Source organism: Methyloversatilis sp. (assembly GCF_965284615.1).
Taxonomy (GTDB): domain Bacteria; phylum Pseudomonadota; class Gammaproteobacteria; order Burkholderiales; family Rhodocyclaceae; genus Methyloversatilis.
This window is the reverse complement of the sequence record NZ_OZ260098.1, coordinates 3,391,565-3,406,128: the sequence shown is the minus strand read 5'-3', so window position 1 is coordinate 3,406,128 and position 14,564 is coordinate 3,391,565. Positions and strand designations below refer to the sequence as shown.

The 14,564-nt window shown below is 67.7% G+C and carries 15 protein-coding genes; 6 read left to right on the top strand and 9 right to left on the bottom strand.

The window, feature by feature from the left end; translation table 11 throughout:
• Positions 1-95: 95 nt before the first annotated feature.
• From ACQ66H_RS16295 to ACQ66H_RS16280, 4 genes are read right to left on the bottom strand one after another with little or no spacing between them, the layout of a single operon-like run.
• Entirely contained in the window at positions 96-437 is a 342-nt protein-coding gene (locus ACQ66H_RS16295) for a hypothetical protein (protein ID WP_430434884.1), read from the bottom strand.
• The gene (locus ACQ66H_RS16290) at positions 437-1,159 is read right to left on the bottom strand and encodes a hypothetical protein (protein WP_430434883.1); all 723 of its coding nucleotides are present in this window, start codon (positions 1,157-1,159) and stop codon (positions 437-439) included. The genes ACQ66H_RS16295 and ACQ66H_RS16290 overlap by 1 nt, the downstream gene beginning before the upstream one ends.
• Positions 1,152-2,273 carry a PepSY-associated TM helix domain-containing protein gene (locus tag ACQ66H_RS16285; protein ID WP_430434882.1) on the bottom strand — a complete coding sequence of 374 codons (1,122 nt, stop codon included), beginning with the start codon at positions 2,271-2,273 and terminating at the stop codon, positions 1,152-1,154. Before ACQ66H_RS16285 ends, ACQ66H_RS16290 begins: the two co-directional genes overlap by 8 nt.
• 2 nt (positions 2,274-2,275) lie before the next feature.
• The gene (locus ACQ66H_RS16280; RefSeq protein WP_430434881.1) at positions 2,276-4,393 is read right to left on the bottom strand and encodes a TonB-dependent siderophore receptor; all 2,118 of its coding nucleotides are present in this window, start codon (positions 4,391-4,393) and stop codon (positions 2,276-2,278) included.
• 163 nt (positions 4,394-4,556) lie between these two features.
• Between ACQ66H_RS16280 and ACQ66H_RS16275 the strand changes: the two genes are divergently transcribed.
• The 4 genes from ACQ66H_RS16275 to ACQ66H_RS16260 all read left to right on the top strand — a co-directional run bounded on the left by ACQ66H_RS16275 (position 4,557) and on the right by ACQ66H_RS16260 (position 7,072).
• The gene (locus ACQ66H_RS16275) at positions 4,557-5,060 is read left to right on the top strand and encodes a MarR family winged helix-turn-helix transcriptional regulator (RefSeq protein ID WP_296812944.1); all 504 of its coding nucleotides are present in this window, start codon (positions 4,557-4,559) and stop codon (positions 5,058-5,060) included.
• A 66-nt stretch (positions 5,061-5,126) separates the two neighbouring features.
• Entirely contained in the window at positions 5,127-5,507 is a 381-nt protein-coding gene (locus ACQ66H_RS16270) for a YybH family protein (RefSeq protein ID WP_296812942.1), read from the top strand.
• Positions 5,508-5,518: 11 nt separating this feature from the next.
• Positions 5,519-6,454: a DMT family transporter gene (locus tag ACQ66H_RS16265; protein ID WP_430434880.1), complete on the top strand. Its 936-nt coding sequence runs from the start codon at positions 5,519-5,521 to the stop codon at positions 6,452-6,454.
• 66 nt (positions 6,455-6,520) lie between these two features.
• Positions 6,521-7,072: a cytochrome P460 family protein gene (locus ACQ66H_RS16260; protein ID WP_430434879.1), complete on the top strand. Its 552-nt coding sequence runs from the start codon at positions 6,521-6,523 to the stop codon at positions 7,070-7,072.
• Positions 7,073-7,090: 18 nt separating this feature from the next.
• On the opposite strand, the gene ACQ66H_RS16255 is transcribed toward ACQ66H_RS16260, so the two are convergent.
• Positions 7,091-7,657, bottom strand: a complete 567-nt coding sequence (locus tag ACQ66H_RS16255) for a histidine phosphatase family protein (protein WP_430434878.1) — start codon at positions 7,655-7,657, stop codon at positions 7,091-7,093.
• 131 nt (positions 7,658-7,788) lie between these two features.
• Here ACQ66H_RS16255 and ACQ66H_RS16250 point away from each other — a divergent pair, with 131 nt between their 5' ends.
• Both ACQ66H_RS16250 and ACQ66H_RS16245 read left to right on the top strand, forming a co-directional pair.
• Positions 7,789-8,355 carry a hypothetical protein gene (locus ACQ66H_RS16250; RefSeq protein ID WP_430434877.1) on the top strand — a complete coding sequence of 189 codons (567 nt, stop codon included), beginning with the start codon at positions 7,789-7,791 and terminating at the stop codon, positions 8,353-8,355.
• 99 nt (positions 8,356-8,454) lie between these two features.
• The gene (locus ACQ66H_RS16245) at positions 8,455-10,602 is read left to right on the top strand and encodes a putative bifunctional diguanylate cyclase/phosphodiesterase (RefSeq protein WP_430434876.1); all 2,148 of its coding nucleotides are present in this window, start codon (positions 8,455-8,457) and stop codon (positions 10,600-10,602) included.
• 4 nt (positions 10,603-10,606) lie between these two features.
• Here the strand turns inward: ACQ66H_RS16245 and ACQ66H_RS16240 are convergent, their stop codons facing one another.
• The 4 genes from ACQ66H_RS16240 to ACQ66H_RS16225 form a co-directional block, all read right to left on the bottom strand.
• Positions 10,607-12,112 carry a CoA-acylating methylmalonate-semialdehyde dehydrogenase gene (locus ACQ66H_RS16240; protein WP_430434875.1) on the bottom strand — a complete coding sequence of 502 codons (1,506 nt, stop codon included), beginning with the start codon at positions 12,110-12,112 and terminating at the stop codon, positions 10,607-10,609.
• Between the two features lie 99 nt (positions 12,113-12,211).
• Positions 12,212-12,526, bottom strand: a complete 315-nt coding sequence (locus tag ACQ66H_RS16235; protein ID WP_019917168.1) for a PepSY domain-containing protein — start codon at positions 12,524-12,526, stop codon at positions 12,212-12,214.
• Entirely contained in the window at positions 12,523-13,893 is a 1,371-nt protein-coding gene (locus ACQ66H_RS16230; protein ID WP_430434874.1) for an ATP-binding protein, read from the bottom strand. The genes ACQ66H_RS16235 and ACQ66H_RS16230 overlap by 4 nt, the downstream gene beginning before the upstream one ends.
• A complete protein-coding gene (locus ACQ66H_RS16225) occupies positions 13,890-14,564 on the bottom strand; it encodes a response regulator transcription factor (protein WP_430434873.1) in 675 nt (224 codons plus the stop codon). Before ACQ66H_RS16225 ends, ACQ66H_RS16230 begins: the two co-directional genes overlap by 4 nt.

Here is a 14,564-nt window from a genome sequence, read left to right as displayed (position 1 = left end):
GCTTCGGTTATCGGACGTCGCGCCCGCATGCCCGACCGGCATGCGGCACTCGATATTCATGCTAGCCGAAGCGTGCGGGGCCGAACAGCGCAGCCTCAGGCGAGTGTACCGGCCAGTGCCAGCAAGGCGCCGGTGGCGGTCAGCGCCGCCGAGAACCTGAAGGTGAGCGCCGGCCACGCATTCACCAAGGGGACGAACAGGCTGCCGCAGACCATCCAGGCCGTCAGCACCAGCACGGTGCCGGCCATCGGGCCGCTGATCGCGATGGCCAGCAGCAGCTGCAACAGCGCGCCAGCCAGCGCCAGTCCTCGACCGCAGCTCATCAGCCAGCGCGGCGGCGCGGCGTCTTCGCAGGCGCGGGCCTTGCCGGCAGCGAACAACGCAGCGACGGGCGCCACGCCGGTCAGCGCGAGCCCCATTTCGGTCAAGCCGTTCATCACGTGACGGCACCTGCCGCCGGCAGCGCCCGGCCGCCGAGCGGGAGCGCGCAGAGCAGCGCCATCAGTGCCAGCACGGCCAGTATCGGGCGATCTGCCTCGATCCCGAGCCAGCCGAGCAGGGCGCCGCCGATCAACCAGACGAACAGTGCCGGACCACGGAACCAGCGAACGACTGACAGCGCTGGCAACAGCACGAAGAAGGCGATAAGCATGCCGGTGTGACCGGCACCGCGACCATCGCCGCTGGTCTGGGCGATGCGGAAGCTTTCGACGAAACAGGTCGCGAGCACCCACCAGGGCAGGCCGTTCATGCAGCGACGCAGCAGGCCCGTGCGGCGCGCTCTGGTGGGTGCTCGCGCGGATGCCGCGCTGGCGCGGGGCAGCAGCATTGCGCCAGCGGAACAAGCCAGTGTGGCGATGGCACAGGCGGCGGCCACGGCGCCGGCCTGCGGCGCATGCAGCAGCAGGCCGCTCAGCGCGACCGTCGCGCTGCCGGCGGCGTTGCCGTAGAGGCCGCGCCGCCAGACCGAGACGGGCTGTTTGGCCTGTGCAGTCAGCGTCGTCAGCAGCAGCCAGAGCACGATGAACAGCCAGGGGCCCAGGCCCTGATTGCCCGGCAGCAGTTCGAGACGGCGGCCGAGCCACAGGCTGGTCGCCGCACAGAGCAGCAGCGCAGTCGGTGCGGCGGTCAGCAGCGCCGCTATGATGCGGTCAAACAAGGCGTCCTCCGGTCATGGCCGGACTGTGAGCGGCGTCGCCCGAGCGGTGCTGCTGGCGGCGTCGGTCGGCCCAGATCACCGTACCGCTGATGGCCAGCCCGGCAGCGCTGAGACCGAGCACGCAATACAGCGCCTTGAGCATGAGGCCGCCGAAATCGCCGAAGTGCAGCGGCTCCATCCAGCCGTCGAAACGGCTCCAGAATCCGCGCTGGCGCGGGTCGCGCAGGTCCAGCGTGCGGCCGTCGGCGCCGGCGTAGCTGACACGGGCGCTGCTGATCAGATGCTGCGGCAGGTCGCCGGAGATGGTGACGACGGCATCGGCGCGCTGAACGTTGCGCAGCGAAATCGTTTCCGGCTCCAGACCGGGCAGATCGCGACGCGCCTGAAGCAGCAGCGCGTCCAGCGATTGCATCGGCTGTTTGCGCGCGTCCTTCGGCAGCGCGACTGCGGGGTCGGCGCCGCCAGTGAGGTAACGCCAGCTCTGTTCGAACACCGGTGCGAGGCCGAGCCAGCAACCGGTGAAGGCGATCAGCAAATGGAAGGCGAGACCCCAGATGGCGGACGCCTTGTGCAGGTCGGACGCCGCCAGCCGGCTGCTGCGGCGCCAGCGCACCGTGAACAGCTCGCGCATGATCTTGCGGTGGATGACGATGCCGGTCAGCGCCAGCACCAGCATGACGGCGCCGAGAAAGCCGACGATCCAGCGCGGTGCGAAGAACAGGAACACGTGCAGCATGCGCACGAACTGCCCCAGTTCGCTGTCCACCGGGCCGATCACGGCGGCGTTGCCGGCGTTGACGGCGATCTTGCTGCGCAGACCGTCGTCGTGCCGCACCTGCGCGAAGTAGGCCGGACTGGTGGCGGTCGGCAGCACGATGTTCTCCACCTTGCTGCCGGGCAAGGCGCTCTGCACGGCCGCCAGGACGGCCTGGGGCCCGACCGGCGACTGCGCATGTTCGAGGTGGCGCAGCGACGGATTGCCCCACAGGTCGATCTCATGCTTGAACACCGCCAGCGCGCCGGACACGCAGATCACGAACAGCAGCACGCCGGTGACGATGCCGGCCCACGAGTGCACCGCGAACAGCAGGGTGAGCGTGCGTTGCGACGCCACACTCAGAAGTCCAGCGTGACCGACGCCAGCACGCGGCGCGGGTCGCCGAGCGGAATGACGTTGTTGTTGAGGCCGCCGGCGAAGTAGTCGCGGTTGAACAGGTTCTTCGCGATCACGCTCAGGCGGTAACCCTGGCCGATATAGCTCACGCTGGCGTCGAACACGGTGTAGTCGGGAATCGTGTAGGCGAAGCTGTAGCCCTGTTTCTCGCTCTCGTAGCGCAGCCCGCCACCGAGGCCGAGACCGGTCAATGCGCCACTGCGCACGCGGTACTGCGCCCACAGCGAGGCGCTGTGCCGCGGCACGTTGTCCAGCGGTTTGCCGACGTTGGCCGCAGTGGCATCGCGCACCACTTCGCCGTCGGTGTTGGCGTAGGCGGCCGACAGGTTCCAGCCGTTGCGCAGGTCGGCCAGCAGTTCCACTTCGTAGCCGCGCGTGCGCTGTTCGCCGATCAGGATGTAGAAGCCCGGGTTTGAGGCGTCACTCGCGCGCACGTCCTGCCGTTCGAGGTCGAAGTGTGCGACGGTCGCCTGGACGCGCCCCTGCGCGAAACTGAACTTGACGCCGACCTCGGTCTGTTTGCCGCTTTCCGGCTTCACCGCCTGGCCGCTGACCGAGTACCCGCCCTGCGGCAGGAAGGATTCCGAATAGCTGACGTACGGGGACACGCCGTTGACCACTTCGTAGATCAGGCCTGCGCTGCCGGTGGTGGTGGCGTAGTTCTCGTCGGTGATCGAGGTAGCGGTGAGCACATTGGTCGAATCGACCGAGGCCCAGTCACGGCGCAGCGTGACCGACGCATTCAGCCGATCGGTCAGACGTACCTGGTCGCGCAGATAGACGCCGGTGTAGCGGATCGTTTCGTCAAGATCGGTCAGTGGCGTGCTGCCGCAATTGACTGTCGCTCCATAGACCGGCGTGTAGACGTTCAGCGCGGCGACGGTGCACCGGGTCGTCGTTTCGCGTTTGGCGTGGTGGTTGGTGTCTACGCCGGCCAGCACCGTATGGCGTGTCGCGCCGACATCGAACGCCCGTGTAAGGTGAGTGTCGAGGCCGTAACCGTGGCCGCGGAAGTCCTGCAGCGTGCCCTGACGGTTCAGCAGGCGGTTGTTCGCCTGCAGACCCGAGCCGGCGACGGCAACCAGGCGCCCGTCCATGTCGTAGTCCTGCCAGCGGAAGTTCTGGCGCAGCGTCCAGCCGCTGTCGAAACGATGTTCCAGCGCGTAGCCGATGCGCGCCTGGCTGGCTTCGTAGGGGCCGAAGCCCGGTTCGCCGATGAACAGGCTGCGGTCCACGCGCCCGTTCGGGTTCGGCAGCACCGAGCCGCGCACCGGCAGCCCCTGCTGCCGGACGTACTCGCGCGTCTGGAAGCTGGTCAGTATCGTGAAGTCGGTGCGCGTGCCGAGGTCGAGCGACATCGACGGCGCGATCCAGCGATTCTTGTAATAGACGAAGTCGGTCGGGTCGTCGCTGTTGAGCATCAGGCCGTTGATGCGCAGTGCGGCGCGGCCGGTGTCGGACAGCGGGCGTCCGAAGTCGAAGGTGAACTGGCGGAAGTTGTCGCTGCCGCCGGTGAGGGCGACCTCGGTGAACGCATCCGCCCGCGGGCGCTTGCTGACCATATTGACCATGCCGCCCGGCTGCACCAGACCGAAGTTCACCGAGGCCGGGCCCTTCAGCACCTCGATGCGCTCGGCGCCGAAGGTTTCCTGCGCGACCCGCGCGTCCATCTCCACCCTGAGGCCATCGACGTAGACCGATTCGGTCGCGCGCTGGCCGCGGATGATGAAGTCGTCCCAGCCACGGCGACCGTAGTAGCCGGACACGACGCCGGCCACACCCTGCAGCGCGTCGGTCAGCGACTGCACGCCACGCGCATCCATCTGTTCGCGCGTCACGACGGTGACCGACTGTGCGGTTTCGTTCAGCGGCAGATCGGACTTCAAGGTGCTGCTGCTTGCCTTGCGCGCCGTGAAGCCGATGTCGCCAGCGGCGTTGACGCGGACGGCAGGCAGGGTTGCGACCGCGTCTTCGGCTGAGGCGAGCGGGGCGAGCAGTGCGGCGATCGCGGCCGCGAGAAGATGAAGGGGGAGGCGTAGCGGCGGGATTCGGGCAGTCATGGCTATTTGTTTTAATGCGTACGAGAATGATTCTTGTTAATTATCGCGGAAATGCTGCCGCGAAGTGAACTGTTTTGCCCCGCCCTGTCATTGCCCTTGAGCTACCCACCTCATTATTGTTGATTGTTGCTATGGTTAGGAGGCTTATGGTATTGTTCCGTACATGCTCCAGGTACGCGATCTTCCGACCCCCGACATCCTGCGTCGCTTTGCGCAGCGTTATCCGGACGCCGATGTCAGCGCGGTCACCGGCTTTCTGACACTGCTGCGTACGGCGACCGAGCTGTCGCAGGCACTCGATGCCTTCCTGGCGCGGCATGGTCTGCTGCAGGGGCGGTGGTGGGTGCTCATCCTGCTGTTCCGCGAGGAAACGCTGGAATCCTCACCGTCGGTGCTGGCGGAAAAGGCCGGCGTGACGCGGGCGACGATGACCGGTCTGATCGATGGACTGGAGCGCGACGGTCTGGTGCAGCGCGTGTTCGACACCGCCGACCGCCGGCGCACCACAGTGCGGCTGACCCCGGCGGGGCAGGGCGTGCTCGACACCGTGATGCCGGATTACTACCGGCGGGTGCGCACGCTGATGGCCGGGCTGGACGAGAACCAGCGCGTGCTGCTGCAGTCGATGCTGGGCGCCGTGCATGCCGGGCTCGATGCATTCGCGTGACCCGTAAAAAAATTTGCCTCAATAGTTAGCCTCCGTATCAACCCTGCACACTGAAAGGATATTGAAATGACCCAGAGCGCACTCCAGACCGCCATCGCCGACATCAACACCCGCTGGGACGCCGCCTTCAACCGCGGCGACGCCGCGGCCGTCGCCGCGCTGTACGACGCTGAAGCGGCTGTGCTGCCGGCCGGCGGCGAAGCGGCCATCGGTCCGGCGGCCATCCAGGCGCTGTTTGCCGGTGCCATCGCCAGTGGCATCCACAACCACCGCATCGAACTGCATGCGGTGGCCGGCGACGACGCGCTCGCCACTCAGCGCGGCCGCTGGAGCGCGCAGGCGAAGAACGCCGACGGCGAACTGCAGACCTTCTCCGGCCACATCACCGTGGTCTATCGCCGCCAGCCCGATGGCAATTGGCGCGCACTGACCCATACCTGGAACTGAGGAGTACCAGCATGAACACACGCTCGCCGTCGCTGCGCGCGGTCGCCGCCCTGCTGCTACTGGCGGTGATCTGGGGCTACAACTGGGTGGTCATGAAGATCGGGCTGATCGACATGGACGCCTTCCAGTTCGGCGCCTGGCGCACCTTCGGCGGTGCGCTGAGCCTGTTCGCACTGATGGCGGTGCTGCGCCGGCCGTTCCGGCCGCAGCACCTGCCCTGGGTGGCGACCATGGGCGTGCTGCAGACCACCGGCTTCACCGGGCTGATCATCCTCGCGCTGGTCAGTGGCGGTGCCGGCAAGACGGCGGTGCTCACCTACACCATGCCCTTCTGGGTCATGGTGTTCGCCTGGCCGCTGCTGGGCGAGCGCTTGCACGGCTGGCAGTGGCCGTCGGCGGTCGCCACGCTGGCCGGCCTGCTGTTCATCCTCGATCCGGCGCACCTCGGTGGTGACCTGACCAGCATGGCGCTGGCCACCTGTGCCGGCGCGCTGTGGGCGCTGGCGGTCATCGTCGCCAAGCGCCTGCAGATCCGTGCGCCGGACATCGACCTGCTGTCGATGACGGCCTGGCAGATGCTGTTCGGTTCGCTGCCGCTGATCGCCTTTGCGCTGTTCTGGCCGGGGCGGGAGGCGAACTGGACGCCGTCGCTGATCGGCGCGCTCGGCTTCAACATCGTGCTGGCGAACGCACTGGCCTGGCTGCTGTGGCTGTACGCGCTGCGCCGGCTGTCGGCCGGCACCACCAGCATGGTGTCGCTGCTGACGCCGGTGATCGGCGTGCTGGCGGCGGCACTGCAGCTGGGCGAACGGCCGCTGGCGAACGAACTGACCGGCATGGTGCTGATCGGCGTCGGCCTGTTGCTGCTGTCGGTCGAAGGCCTGCGTCAACGTCGTGCGCAGATCTCTCAGACCTCGACTGCATCCGGAAACGCCTCCCGCGCGTAGACAGGGCACGCAGGGTGCCAGCGCTGGCACCCGTTCAACCACCCGTGCCATGCGAGGAGTCATCCGATGAAAAAGAACCTGCTGTCCGCAATCGTTTTCGGGGCGCTGGTCGCCGGCTGCAGCCAGATGGGCAGCACGCCGGTCGCCCGCCTCGACGACGGCCAGTTGCCGCTGCCTGCCGACTACAAGGCCTGGCCGCGCTTCCTGACCGCAGTGCAGCGCGAGGACGTCAAACAGATACGCGACATCTACATGAACACCGATGCAAAGAAGGGCAGCGCTGAAAAGGGCTTTCCGAACGGATCGGTGTTCGTGATGGAAAACTGGTCGGTCAAGCTCGATGCCGACGGCAAGGCGGTCAAGAGCGCCGACGGCAAGCTGGTGAAGGACAAGCTGGCCGCCGTGTTCGTGATGGGCAAGGACGCCGGCTGGGGCGGCACGGTGCCGGAGGCGCAGCGCAACGGCAACTGGATCTATTCCGCGTTCAAGGGCAACGGCGAGCTGAATGGCGACGCGAAGTACGACGCCTGTCGCGGCTGCCATGCACCGCTGAAGGACAAGGACTTCGTGTTCCGCTATGACGAGCACTTCGCCGCGGTGAAGGCCGGAAAGTACTGATCCGTCGCCGCCCGCGCCTCACAGCGCCAGCCGACCGGCGGTACGCACGCCGCCGCGGCTGTCCGGCTGCACGACGACGGCCTCGCCCATGGCGAGGTTGTCGCCGGTCAGCGCCAGCACATTGACCTGATGTGTCACCAGCGCGACCCGGCGTCCGCCGTCGAGCGCCGCGATCCACTGGCGCAGCGCCGCGGTCTGGCGCTCGCGGTCGCCCTGGCCCGCGAAGAAGGAATTCAGCGCTGGCAACACCTCCACCTGCAGTTCCGGAAACATCTCCTTCGCGGTATCGATGCAGCGGCACCAGGCGCTGCTATACACCGCGTCGATCTTCACGTCGCGCGCCCGTAGCGCCTCGCCTGCCGCGCGCGCCTGCGCGCGGCCGCCTGCGGACAGGTTGCGCTGCGTGCTGCAGTCGCCGATGCGAAAACCGGCTGGATCGCCGATGCCGGGCTCGGTCAGCGCATGACGCAGCAGCAGGGCGCCGCCCGAGCGCAGCGCGTCCAGCGCGATTCCGTTGCCGGCGTGCGCGCCGGTCGGTCGCAGCATCAGGCAGCCGAGCGCCTGGAGGGCGTGACGTCTGTTCATGGGCGGCGAGCCAAAGTAAGGACTTGGGCTGTCAACCGGTCATACTCGTGGCAGTTTCGTGGCAGTTTCCGGCCGGCCGCGAGGCACCACGGGTGAGCCGAACTGAAACCTCCTGACGACGAGAGGCGAAGATGAAATCGAGCAAAGCGGTGATCGCGACGGTGCTGTGCGCGCTGATGAGTGCGCTGCCCGCGCAGGCCGATCCCTTGTCCGGCGTTAGATCCATCGTGCTCACCAATGCCAGCGGAGGGCGCGAAGTGATCGGTCAGGTGGTGTTTGCACCGTTGGGCGACGGCCGCTCCTCCTTCAAGGTGACGCTGGACTCGCGGCTGGAAGAGTACTTCCTCGCGATGCGACCCTTCCGCTGTCTGACCGGGCCGACACAGCGCCTGTGCAGCTTTCCGGTCGAACGCGAGCCGCAGGTGGTCAGCGCGGGCGATCTGGTGCCGCTGGAATACGCGCTGATGTTCATGCGCACCGCGCCGGCTTCGCTGCACATCGATCCGTTCAACGGTGTGTACTATCGTATGAAGGTGGTCGGCGAGCGCATCGAAGGTCGGGTGCACGATGTCGATATGGACCCCTTCATCACACCGGACAGCGTGCCGGAGGAACGGCGTACGCGGCCGCTGCGTGACGCCGACCTGAGCGCAGGTGACCCGAGGTCGCACTGGTTGCCGACGCTGCTGATCGAGTAGGCCGGTGTAGCCCTCCTACCCTGTGTGTCGCTCAGTCAGGGTTCAAGCACGGACACGGTCCGCCGTTAACGGACCATTGTCGAACCAAGGCTGGCATCGATGCCCCCCTTGCATGGCCGTGATGCTGAGTATCCACCGTCTCGCGACGCAGGCGTCGTCGCGAGACGGCTGCGCGCGCTCATCGTCGAGGACAACCCGGTCGACGAACTGCTGGTGCTGGCCAAGCTTCGCGCCGCGGGCTTTGCCGTCGAACACTGCCGCGTAGACAGCGTGTCCGCGCTCGAAGTGGCGCTGCGCGAGCTGCACTGGGACATCGTGATTTCCGACTACGTGCTGCCCGATTGCGACGGTCTGGACGTGCTGACCGTGGTTCGGCGCATGCAACCCGATCTGCCCTTCATCCTGGTGTCGGGCGGCATTGGCGAGGCGGTCGCCGTCGATGCCATGCGCGCCGGCGCACAGGACTACCTGCTCAAGCAGAACCTGCTGCGCCTCGGCGCCGTGGTTGATCGCGAACTGACCAAGTCGGCTACCGCCCGCGCACTGCGTGCCGAACGGCAGAAGCTGCGCGAGAGCGAACTGCGGCTGCACAGCATTCTGGCCACGCTGGAGGACATCATCTGGTCGATCGAGCTGCCGTCGCAGAAGCTGGTCTATCTGAACCCGTCGGCCGAAGCCATCTACGGCGTGAGCGCCGAAGCCTTCCTCCACGGTGAGGTCAACTGGCTGGACATGGTGCATCCGGACGACCGCGCACGCATGCTGCGCTCGCTGAAGGAGGCCACCACCAGCGGCAGCCTGACCACCGAGTACCGCGTCGTCCGGCCCGATGGCGAAGTGCGCTGGATACTCGACCGGGCGCGCGTGGTGTTCAACGAGCACGGTGCGCGCATACGCCTCGACGGCATCGCCCGCGACGTGACGCAGCAGCGCAGCAGCGAAGCCAAGCTGCGTCAGGCCGCCCACTTCGACGTGCTGACCGGCCTGCCCAACCGCATCCTGCTGAACGAGCGGCTGCAGAAGGCGATCGACGCCGCGATCGACACTGACGCGATGATGGCGGTCGTGTTCATCGACCTCGACCGTTTCAAGATCGTCAACGACAGCATGGGGCACGACGCCGGCGACGAACTGCTGCGCGTGCTGTCGCGTCGCCTGTCGCAGCGGGTGCGCGCCAGCGACACGGTAGCGCGCTTGGGCGGCGACGAGTTCGTGGTGCTGCTGCCGGAGATCCGCCAGGCGCAGGACGCGCAGGCCGTATGCGAACAGATGCTGGGCGCGCTGGCGCCGCCGGTGTCGATACGGAATCACGACATCCACTGCACCGCCAGCATGGGTGTGGCGGTGTTTCCGCGCGACGGCCGCGACGTGGCGACGCTGCTGCGCCATGCCGACGCCGCGATGTACCGCGCCAAGCAGGCGGGGCGGAACACGATCCGTTTTCACGAGCCGGACCAGAACGCCGCCTCCGGTGTGCTGCGCCTGGAAGCCGAATTGCACACCGCGCTGGCGCAGGAGCAGTTCGAGCTTCACTTCCAGCCGCAGGTCGATCTGCTGAACGGGCGCCGCGTCATCGGCTTCGAGGCCCTGGTGCGCTGGCGCCACCCGGAACGCGGGCTGGTGTCGCCACTCGACTTCATACCGCTGGCCGAGGAAACGGGCCTCATCGTGCCACTCGGACAGTGGGTGCTGCGCCGAGCCTGCGAGCAGGGCAAGCTGTGGGCGGAACGCTTCGACCCGGAACTGCGGGTCGCGGTCAATGTGTCGGCGCGGCAGTTCGTCGGTAGCGACATCGTGCGCACCGTGTCGCGCGAACTCGAGCGCAGCGGCCTGTCGCCGCGCAATCTCGAACTGGAACTGACCGAATCGATGCTGATGCACAACATCGGCCAGACGGTGAAACTGCTCGGTGACCTCAAGCGGCTGGGCGTCGCGGTCGCCATCGACGATTTCGGCACCGGCTATTCCAGCCTCGCCTACCTCCGGCGCTTTCCGATCGACGTGCTGAAGATAGACGCGTCCTTCGTGCGCGACATCGGCCACGACGCCGATGACGCCGCCATCTGCGCCTGCATACTCGCGATGGCCGGTTCCTTGCGCATCGAGGCGGTGGCCGAGGGCGTCGAAACCGAAGACCAGCTTGCCTTCCTGCGCGAGCAGGGCTGCCGCATCGGTCAGGGCTATCTGTTCGGCAAACCGATGCCGGCGGACCAGGCGACCGCGCTGCTGGCGCGCGGCGCCGCCTGACCGCTCAGTTCACCGGCATCACGAACTCCGGCCCCTTCGAACCGCTGTCCGGCCAGCGCTGCATGATGCTCTTGTAGCGGGTGTAGAAGCGCACGCCCTCTTCGCCATAGGCGTGCAGGTCACCGAACAGGCTCTGCTTCCAGCCGCCGAAGGAATGCCAGGCCATCGGTACCGGGATCGGGACGTTGATGCCCACCATGCCTGCTTCGATGCGCTGGCCGAATTCGCGCGCAGCGGCACCGTCGCGGGTGTAGAGCGACACGCCGTTCCCGTACTCGTGGCTGTTCACCAGCTCGATCGCGTCAGCGAGGTTTGCCGCGCGCACGACGCACAGCACCGGGCCGAAGATTTCCTCCTTCCAGATGCGCATCGCCGGCGTGACGCGATCGAACAGCGTGGCGCCGAGGAAGAAGCCCTGTTCGCGGCCGGCCACCGTGTGACGGCGACCGTCGAGCACCAGCTGCGCGCCTTCGGCGATGCCGGCATCGATCAGCGACACGATGCGTTCGCGGTGGGCGGCGGTCACCACCGGACCCATGTCGGTGCCGTCGGCTTCGCCGTCGCCGATGTTCAGCTTCTGCGCACGCGTGCGCACCGCCTCGACCAGCGCGTCGGCGATGTCGCCGACCGCCACCGCGACCGAAATCGCCATGCAGCGTTCGCCGGCCGAGCCGTAGGCGGCGCCGATCAGCGCGTCGGCGGCCTGGTCGATGTCGGCGTCCGGCATCACCACCATGTGGTTCTTGGCGCCACCCAGCGCCTGCGCGCGCTTGCCGTGGCGCGCGGCCGTTTCGTAGATGTGGCGGGCGATCGGCGTCGAACCGACGAAGCTCACCGCGCGTACGTCCGGGTGTTCGAGCAGCGCATCGACCGCGATCCGGTCGCCCTGCAGCACGTTGAACACGCCGTCCAGCAGGCCGGCGTCGCGGAACAGTTCGGCGGTCAGCAGCGACGGCGACGGGTCGCGTTCGGACGGCTTCAGGATGAAGCTGTTGCCGCAGGCCAGCGCGACCGGCGCCATCCACATCGGGACCATGAAGGGAAAGTTGAAGGGCGTGATGCCGGCGACCACTCCGAGCGGCATGCGCTGGCTCCAGTTGGCGATGCCGCCGCCGACGTGGTCGGAATACTGACCTTTGAGCAACTGCGGAATGCCGCAGGCGAATTCGATCACTTCCAGCCCGCGCTGCACTTCGCCCTGTGCGTCCGGGAAGGTCTTGCCGTGTTCGCGCGTGATCAGTCGCGCGATGTCGGCGCTGTGCCGCTCGACCAGTTCCTTCATCCGGAACAGCACGCGCGCCCGGCGCTGCGGCGCCAGCGCGCCCCAGGCCGGCTGCGCGGCAGCGGCGCTGGCGACTGCGCGGCTCACGTCCGCATCGGACGCGAGCAGCACCTGCCTGGCCACCTGTCCGAGCGCCGGATCGAACACGTCGGCGCTGCGGGTGCTGTACAGCGCGCTGCGCTGGCCGTCGATCCAGTGGGTGAGGGTGTCGGAGGTGGGCGTGTTCATCGTCTTTCGGAGCCTGCGTTGAAAGACGATATTGTGCGCCCGTGCGCGGCTGCGGTCTGCGTGCAGTGCGTCAGCGCAGCCGTCCCTTGCCGCCGGCGCTCAGTCGAACCAGTCGCGTCGCATCGAGCGTACCGAGCCGTCGCGCGCGTTGATATGCACGTCCCACTCCTTGCCCGCGGTGTCGATCAGTTCGAACTCGTAATCGTAGTCGTCGCTCATGAAGCGGCGTTCGAGGTCGGCTTCGATCACCGTGCCCGGCTTGGCGGCGAGCGCCTTGGCGGTCGCATCTTCCAGCGAGATGAGCTTCATCGCCTCGGCGATGGCGCGCATCTTCGGCAGATCGTCGTCGTCCGCGAAGGCGGGCGGTGCGAGCAGGGCAGCGAGCAGCGTGGTGGCGATCAGGACGTTCTTCATGGCCGTACTCCTTCGGGTGAGGGCGCATCGAGCGCCATGCGTGACGGCAGATGCACGGTGACGCGCAGTCCGCCGAGGACCGGTGACGGTCCGAATTCGAGTGCGCCGCCATAGCTGTTGACCAGGTCGCGCACGATGGACAGGCCGAGGCCGTGGCCCGGTTTCGTCTCGTCCGCGCGGAAGCCGCGCGCGCTGAGTGATTCGAGTTGTTCGGGCGCGCAGCCCGGGCCGTCGTCCTCGATCAGCAGCTTGAGGTCCGCGCCACGTTCGACCGACAGCCGCACGCGGCGGCGGCACCAGGCGCACGCGTTGTCCATCAGGTTGCCGAGCAGTTCCATCAGGTCTTCCGCGTCCATTGCCAGCGTGACGTCGGCAGCCATGTCGAGCGCGATGTCCGGCGAGCGTTCGCCGTGCAGGATGGACAGCGTGGCCGATAGCCGCTCGGCTGCGTCGCGCAGGTCGCTGCGCCGCGCCGGGTGGGTGCCGCCCATCAGTCGCGCGCGGCGCAGTTCGCGCTCGATGGCGCGACGCATCAGTTCGGTGCTGTCGGTCATGCGCTGCTGCAGTTCGGGGTGGGCCGCCATCGCCGGCGACTCGGCCACCTGCAGCAGTACTGCCAGCCGCGTCTTCAGCGCGTGCGCCAGGTTGCCGAGTGCGTCGCGCGAGCGTTGCGAGCGGCGCAGCAGCATGCCGAGCAACGAGTTGAACTGATCGACCAGCGGCGCGATCTCGTCCGGCAGCGCGACGTCGAGCCGCTCGCGTTCGCCGCGCTCAAGCGCCTGCATCTGCGCGCGCAGCGTATCGAGCGGCGCCAGCGAACGGCGCACCACCCACTGCTGCACGGAGAGCACGAGCGCGACCACGGCCAGCGTCAGCAGGCCGTACAGCAGGTGCCACTCGCGCAGCCCTGCGCGCAGTGCCGACAGGTCTTCGGCGACCAGTATGCGTACCGACTGGCCGCGCTTTTCGTAGCGCGCCGACAGCAGCCACAGCGATTGCCCCTGCGGGCCGGCGGCTTCGCTCTGCGCGATGCGTTCGCTGCCGGCGGACGGCAGGGCCAGCGTGCCGTCCCACAGCGAGCGCGACGAAATGTCGTCACCGCCGTCGATCACGATGCGGAAGTAATGGCCGGAGAAGGGCTGTCGGTATTCGCCGCCGACGCGCGCGTCGTCGAGCTTCAGCGGTGCGCCGGCTTCGCCGTCGAGCGCCGCCAGCAGGTTCTCGGCGTCGCGCTCCAGTCGCTGCGAAAGTTGCGCCTTGAGCAGGCGTTCGATGGCGATGCCGGCGAGCAGCCACTGCAGGCCGGCCAGCATGACGAAGCTGATCGCCAGACCGGCGGCAAGACGGGTGCGCAGCGCGTACTTCACGGCGCCTCCGGGGCGTCGAACACATAGCCCTGACCGCGCCGCGTCTGTATCCAGTCGCGACCGATCTTGCGGCGCAGCCGGGTGATGTGGGCTTCGATCACATTGCTGTCGTGATCGGTGGCGTGGTCGTACAGGTGTTCGTTCAGGCGCTGCTGCGACAGCACCTGGCCGGCGTGCAGCATGAAGCAGCGCAGCAGGCGGAATTCGATGCTGCTCAGTTCTATCGGCGCGCCGCCATCGAGCGCGGCGCTCTGCGTTGCTTCGTTGAGCCGCAGCGCGCCGCGTGCCAGCGGCCCCGGCGCGCGCCGCGCCGCACTGCGCTTCAGCACGGCGGCGATGCGCGCCAGCAGTTCCTCGCTGTGGAAGGGCTTGCAGACGTAGTCGTCGGCGCCAGCGTTAAGCACCTCGACCTTTTCCTGCCAGGTGTCGCGCGCGGTCAGCACGACTACCGGCATCGCGCGCCGTGCGTCGCGCCACTGGCGCAGTACGTTGACGCCGTTGCGCCGCGGCAGACCGAGATCGAGTATCACGAGGTCGTAGTCGATGGCTTCTGCCGACAGCTGCGCGAACACGCCGTCGGTCGCGACGTTGACCGCGTAGCCGGCGCGTTCGAGCAGCGGCTTCAGTCCGGCAACCAGTGTTTCGTCGTCTTCGGCCAGCAACAGGCGCAT